This window comes from bacterium, from assembly GCA_030247525.1.
Taxonomy (GTDB): Bacteria; Electryoneota; JAOADG01; order JAOADG01; family JAOADG01; genus JAOTSC01.
The window spans coordinates 20990-27469 of the sequence record JAOTSC010000031.1 but is presented as its reverse complement, the minus strand read 5'-3'; the positions used below and the strand labels follow the sequence as shown (position 1 = coordinate 27469).

Annotated in this window: 7 protein-coding genes; 6 read left to right on the top strand and 1 reads right to left on the bottom strand. The window is 50.3% G+C overall.

What is annotated here, in order from left to right:
- Positions 1-113 precede the first annotated feature (113 nt).
- Complete coding sequence (locus tag OEM52_04795) at positions 114-686, bottom strand: gamma-glutamyl-gamma-aminobutyrate hydrolase family protein (protein ID MDK9699455.1); 573 nt, start codon at positions 684-686, stop codon at positions 114-116.
- Positions 687-838: 152 nt separating this feature from the next.
- Here OEM52_04795 and OEM52_04790 point away from each other — a divergent pair, with 152 nt between their 5' ends.
- The 6 genes from OEM52_04790 (at position 839) to OEM52_04765 (ending at position 6471) form a co-directional block, all read left to right on the top strand.
- Positions 839-1468, top strand: a complete 630-nt coding sequence (locus tag OEM52_04790; GenBank protein ID MDK9699454.1) for a heme-binding protein — start codon at positions 839-841, stop codon at positions 1466-1468.
- Positions 1465-1617, top strand: a complete 153-nt coding sequence (locus OEM52_04785; protein MDK9699453.1) for a hypothetical protein — start codon at positions 1465-1467, stop codon at positions 1615-1617. Before OEM52_04790 ends, OEM52_04785 begins: the two co-directional genes overlap by 4 nt.
- A 30-nt stretch (positions 1618-1647) precedes the next feature.
- A complete protein-coding gene (locus OEM52_04780; protein ID MDK9699452.1) occupies positions 1648-1896 on the top strand; it encodes a hypothetical protein in 249 nt (82 codons plus the stop codon).
- Positions 1897-1947: 51 nt separating this feature from the next.
- Positions 1948-2760 (top strand): ion transporter, encoded by an 813-nt coding sequence (locus OEM52_04775; GenBank protein ID MDK9699451.1) that lies wholly within the window; start codon positions 1948-1950, stop codon positions 2758-2760.
- Positions 2761-2901: 141 nt separating this feature from the next.
- Complete coding sequence (locus OEM52_04770) at positions 2902-3969, top strand: TerC family protein (protein ID MDK9699450.1); 1068 nt, start codon at positions 2902-2904, stop codon at positions 3967-3969.
- 651 nt (positions 3970-4620) lie between these two features.
- A complete protein-coding gene (locus OEM52_04765) occupies positions 4621-6471 on the top strand; it encodes a T9SS type A sorting domain-containing protein (protein MDK9699449.1) in 1851 nt (616 codons plus the stop codon).
- Positions 6472-6480: the final 9 nt, after the last annotated feature.

The following is a 6480-nucleotide window of genomic DNA, read 5'->3' as shown; positions in this document are numbered from 1 at the left end:
TTCGACAATACCATCCGGTGCCCGAGCGGCGACAACTCCTCCGGGTGATACGATTTTTACTGCTTGATGATGCCAGCTATTGGTCACAAAAGTTGGACGAGTAAACGACTTCGCTAGTTTCGTGGACCTTCTGAGGTAACGGAATGAAACGTCCTGCCATGCGGGTCGTAATGATTCAACTCGGAGGGGGCTTGCGTTGGAAGGTCCTGCAACAAGCTCCCGCCAAACGTGACGTTCAGTTGCTGGATGCCCCGGCAAATGCCGAATAGGGGCAATTTCCGGGCAACAGCTTCCCGAATTAGAGCAGTTTCCGACCAAGTACGGGGTAGATTACCGGTACATTCCCGGGATAACGGTTTTTCGGCGAAAAAGGAGGGGGCAACATCGTCGCCACCGGAGAGCAATACACCATCAACCCGGTCGAGGATTGCCCCCATCGTATCGGTAGATTTCGCAATGGGAACGATTACTGGGATACCTCCACCGAGCGTAACAAAATTCATGTAGCGGTCTAATGCCTCTCCCATCAAATCAGCGCGGGCAAACAATGGGAGATGGGTCGGCGGCGAATCGCCATCGACCAATAGATCGAAGAAGAAAGGATCGGGTAACGGATTCCCGGAGCGGTAGCCCATCCGTCCACCGGGGTACTGGCTCCATGCTATCGCAATGATTGGTTTTTGCATTACTTACCTAAGCGAAGTCAAATGTTTACCACAACGGCTATAAAATACGATAACTTTGAAAACGATCTGAATAAGGATTGGAATAAGTATACACTCGCTTGAGCGGGAATGAAAGAAGAAGTATTTTTCATTGATGAAAGAAAGGAACTACAATGAAACATCAAGTGCCGATTTTTCATACTACATTGCTGTTATTAATGATTGTGGGATGTGCTGTTGCGAATGAAGAGGTAAAATACAAAGTCGTTATCAAGTCGAAGGATTTTGAACTTCGCGAGTATCCTACTCATGTTGTATCGGAGACCGTGGTAGATGGAACGCTGGAGGACGCAGGGAACAAAGCGTTCAGGAGGCTTTTTGGCTACATATCTGGTAAGAACCTTGCCCGGGAAAAGATCGCAATGACAGTCCCGGTTTCCCAGGAACCCACAACTGAGAAGATCGCAATGACAGCTCCAGTAGGACAGCAACGTACAAAAGGAGGCTGGGTGGTTTCCTTCACAATGCCCATGTCATACACTCTGAATACCCTGCCGACCCCTGAGGACCCGAATGTGAAACTGCGTCAGGTTCCAGCGCAGCGTATGGCATCCGTGCAGTACTCCGGCAGATGGAGCGAACACAGCTACCTTCAAAACAAACAGAAATTAGAGTCGTGGATTGTGAAGAATGGGTTTAAAATCCTGGGCGAACCGGTGTGGGCAAGATACAACGGACCCTTTACGCCATGGTTCCTGCGGCGAAATGAGATTCTGATTCCGGTGAATAGTCAGGAAAAGTGAGAGAACGATTCAACCAGCCGCGGACTGCCCAACGACCGACTGGTACTGAGTTCTCCGCTATCACACATCCGATTTACCCTACACCTATCACACTTAGTCTGCTCGTCACTGTGGTCCTTGGCGGCTTACTGGGAAACGAGCGAGAGTAGCGAAGTAAGTCCGCGAGGGTGTTAATATAAATGCTGGTTGCCATCGGAGGAACAATCTTCATCCCAATTTCCCAACAAGCAGGTGTATTAAACGTAGATTTGTATACTGGTATTACAGGGCTTGGTCGTCGGCGTGGGATTCATTTGAACTGGAACCATAGTCATGGGAACCAAAATAGACCTCGGGCGGTATCGCTGCAGGGCGATGATTTCATCTGCCAGTTGAAGCTGTTGACATCGCACAATCGCTTCCTGCTGCAAAAACAAAGTGCCACATAATGGGGGGTTGGCAATGGGGTCTACTATCTCGGAATGCATGGAAAAGGCAAGATGAGGACTAACAACAACGACCCGGCCTCGAGCCCGCGCGAACGCGTCCGTGCTTTCATCGAAAGCAAACCGTTCGAAAAGTCGATCACTGCGTTAATCATCATGAATGCAGTCACGCTGGGAGTCGAAACCTCTCCTACGGTCGTAGCACGACTTGGCGATCCTCTCTACGCGTTCGACCGACTGGTGCTGGCTGTATTCGTCGTCGAGTTACTGCTTCGCTTTTTCGTCTACCGTGGCCGCTTCTTCGAGAACCCTTGGCGCGTGTTTGACTTTGTAGTCGTTGGGATAGCCGTCATTCCGGCAGGTGACGCCTTCGCCGTGCTGCGCGCCCTGCGCGTATTACGCGTACTTCGGCTGGTTTCGCTTGTACCATCGATGCGCCGGGTGGTGGGCGCTCTGCTTAATGCACTGCCTGGCATGGCGTCAATCATCGGCCTCATGGGACTCGTGCTCTACGTGTCGGCGGTGATGGCCACAAAGCTTTTCGGTCAAATCGCACCGGAGTACTTTGGTAACCTGAGTGCGTCGCTGTTCACGTTGTTTCAGGTCATGACCGTCGAGGGTTGGCCCGATATCGCACGCAATGTCATGTCGCAATCACCGCTGTCCTGGATCTTCTTTGTGGTCTATCTATTAATCGCGACATTCATGGTTTTGAACCTGTTCATTGCGGTGGTCGTCAACGCGATGCAGTCCCAAGTCACAGATGACCTCAAGCAAGAGGGAGAAACGCACACCCAGCTGGTCCTCGATGAGGTCCGCGCCTTACGGCGAGAGATTGAAGCATTGCGTGGGACGACGAGATTGTAACCTCTGGGATGTCATGTCAATGAAGTTTGCGTCGGTACGGGATGTGACCCGTGCACGAACGAAGTTGCGCAACAAAGGATGAAAAGTCGAGGTTGACTGCTGATCGGTGAAGGATTTGCTCATCGGAAAGGAGATTGGCGAATGGTTTGGATTTGGTCGGGATTTATTCTCTTTGTGCTGTTGATGCTGGCGCTGGACTTGGGGGTCTTCCATCGGAAAGCTCATGTGGTCTCGATGAAAGAGGCCCTCACGTGGTCCGCGGTGTGGATCACGTTGGGGCTTTCCTTCTCGGTGTTCGTGTTCTTTGGGTACGAATACCATTGGTTGGGACTAGGAAGTGCGGTCGATGCCGTTGACGGGGTTATCAACAATGGTATGACAGCAACTGTCAAGTACTTGACGGGGTATGTCGTTGAGAAATCACTGAGTGTCGACAACGTGTTCGTGATTGCCATGATCTTCAGTTTCTTCGCTGTTCCGCCGATCTACCAGCATCGTGTGTTGTTCTGGGGTATCTTGGGCGCTTTAGCCTTGCGCGGGGCTATGATTGCACTCGGCGCGACCTTGATAGCCCAGTATCACTGGATTCTTTACGTCTTTGGAGTCTTCCTTGTCATCACCGGGATCAAGATGCTAGCCTTGAAAGCGAATCACACGGACCCCAACCAAAACATCATTGTCCGACTCACACGGCGCTTCTTCCCAATCACCTCGCGGTTCCATGGACAGCACTTCGTCGTTCAAGCCGGTGCGCCGGCCTCCTACGAGAGCGAGTTTCCTGGGACAGCCGCTCTTCCGGATGAGGCGGTGAACAAAGCCCGGCCCGGCACTTGGATGCTCACTCCCTTGGCCTTGGCGCTGATCATGGTCGAGTTTACGGACCTGATTTTCGCGGTTGATTCGATCCCGGCGATATTTGCAATAACAGCAGACCCTTTCCTGGTTTTCACCAGTAACGTGTTTGCGATTCTCGGCCTCCGGTCACTCTATTTCGCACTGGGAGGCATGCTCGACAGGTTCAGGTATTTAAAGGTGTCACTCGCATTGGTGTTGATGGTAGTTGGCGTGAAGATGCTGATTGCGAAGTGGCTTAAGGAGATACTCGGCAGCGGCTTTAACTTCTATCTGCTCGGGGTCGTGCTCCTGATCCTTGGTGCAGGTGTTGTCGTATCCAAGATTGCTGAAACTCGGGGCAAGAGAGCCGTTTAACACTTCTGAGGTCTCCAGTGTGATTAGGACGAAGAGCTCTCTTCTGGCTTTCTTCGGTTCTTTGACATGAAGGTGTTGGGACAACTTAGTTTCACGAGCTGGTGTTGAAAGAATCCGGTATCAGACACCTATCGAGTGTCACGGGCCGATGCGGCTTGGCAGGTGGAAGCCCTTGAAACATATTAGTCTCCAAGTGCCGAACTTCTCACTGCCTGGGCTCGGTAGGTTGTCATCCAGTTAGTTGCAGGCTCGGGAATGGAGCAGGATCGCTTCCCCCACACCTTCTTGATAGAGTCGTGCAATCTGCGACTCATGGCGGGGGCTCAGGACCTGTCGTCTGAGGACAGCAGTCGGGGTCGTTGTCCCAGGGTATGCGATCCGCTTCCTGAGTAATCGGATCGGGTAATGGATTACCAGAGCGGTAGCCCATCCGTTCACTGGGGTACTGATTCTACGCTATCGCAATGATTGGTTATTGCATTACTTACCTAAATGAAAAACAACGATAACAATAATGGATTCTATTAAGGAGAACCTCAAAATCGACCATAAAATATGAAAAAGTATACACTCACTTGACCGGGAATGAAAGAAGAAGTATTATTGCATTGATGATGGTTAGTATTTGATTGTTTGATTTTGGAGGTTTGTATGAAATCGCTTTCCACTCGTTCCCGTCACGTCGTTTCCTACCTAACGCTTACCATTTTATTCATCTTGATAACGGGTTTTGTTCGCCCTGTCCATGCGGTATGGCACACCATTATGAACGAACCGTTTGAGAACATTTCTAATACCTGGACTTGGGTACAGCCACCAGCCGGTCAAATGAATTCGCATCCGTGGGTGGTTACCCCTTGGAGTGCGAATCCGCATTGGGGGATTCAGCACTATATCTATCGACTGGATCCAGCATTTCCGAATACAAATGTTCAGTCGGCATGGTGCGATGCATCGAATACTCCGACGATTCCGTCCCGCGACCCGGAGTATGATCGCTACCGCACAAACATGCATACCCACATGCGTTGGGGTCCGTTTGCAACCGATAGTATCCGATTGGTCAATAATGGTCCATACATACAGGTTACCAATGCAGTCTGTTCCTTTGAATGGCTGAACCGCACTGCGGTAGGCGATACCTTCTTTTGGGAAGCGGCATACAGTTTAACCAATACACCACCCGATCCGATTACTGAACGCAATCGGTGGTTCCTTGCCGTGAAGCGCACACCAATATTTGATAGCGCCGGTCACTTTCTGCGTGACACATTACTTCGTGGTTTCCATTGTGGACGTGCCGACACTTATTGGCAACTCTCAAATATTTATCTTGACAGTCTTGATTCTGCCGGTACAGTTGTTTCATTACTCGATAAACCGTTTGTGTGGGTCGGTTGGCGATTCAAATCCAATGCCATCATGGACAGTCTTCGCGGTGCGTTTGTCGATAATGTGAAACTCGCGATTGACGATGGGATGTTCGATTTGGAAGCACTAACCAGCTTTATGGTTCATTCGCGCTCGAATGTAGTCGTGAATACGGTACAGACCGATGATACCGTTCGGTTTATTCTTCCGTACCGGATTGGCGGCAGCGGAATCTTGCGTAACGGACAAGGACAACCGGTGCAGGCATTGGTTCGCTGTGTCTACGATCAGAACTCGCGCTTCGATACGCTTGTAACAATCGATGCTGGCGAATCCGGTCGCTCGGATAGTATCAGTACGCCACCGCTCCCCATCAGAACGGTAGGCGAACATGTAGTCCAGTGGACAATGGATTTCGATAATGTTGTTGTTGAATCCAATGAACTCAATAATACCAGTCAGTATCTCTTTCCATCTACCGCTCGGAATATTCCGCCGACGATAACGCTGCATTCATTTACCGAAACCGATACGGTAACAATCCATCGACAATCAGGTACACCGACTTGGATTCCAGTAGTTGTGGAGACACATGACCCGGACGACGAAGCGATGTGGTATCTCTTTGTTAGTCAGGATTCTACATTAGGTTCGGGTAATGTAGCAACGCTGAATCGACCGTGGCCGATTTCTGAAAACAATAGCACCGATACGGTGATGTGGAACGTTGGATCGCTCCCAGCGGGATATTGGTATCTCCAGGGGATGATTCAGGATGCGGTAAATGAAATCGTATTCGTTCGAGCAAACGCCTGTATCGAAATTGCAAGCACCGCTACGCCGGAATCAAACACTTCGCAATTACCAACAACCACTTTCATCAGATCTACTTACCCGAATCCATTCAATAACGAAATCACGTTTACAATTGGTGTTCGGGAGGGCGGTTCCCTTCAGTTACAGATTCACGATGTTACCGGAAGGGAAGTTACCGAACTGCCGATCCAAGCCAAAACCGGATGGCAGACAGTTCGCTGGCAACCGCAGGGGATTGCCAATGGCGAGTATTTTGCCCGACTCACTCAGAATGGAAGAGTAATGTCGGTAAAGAAAGTGTTGCTTTTGAAGTAGCGCTCGTAA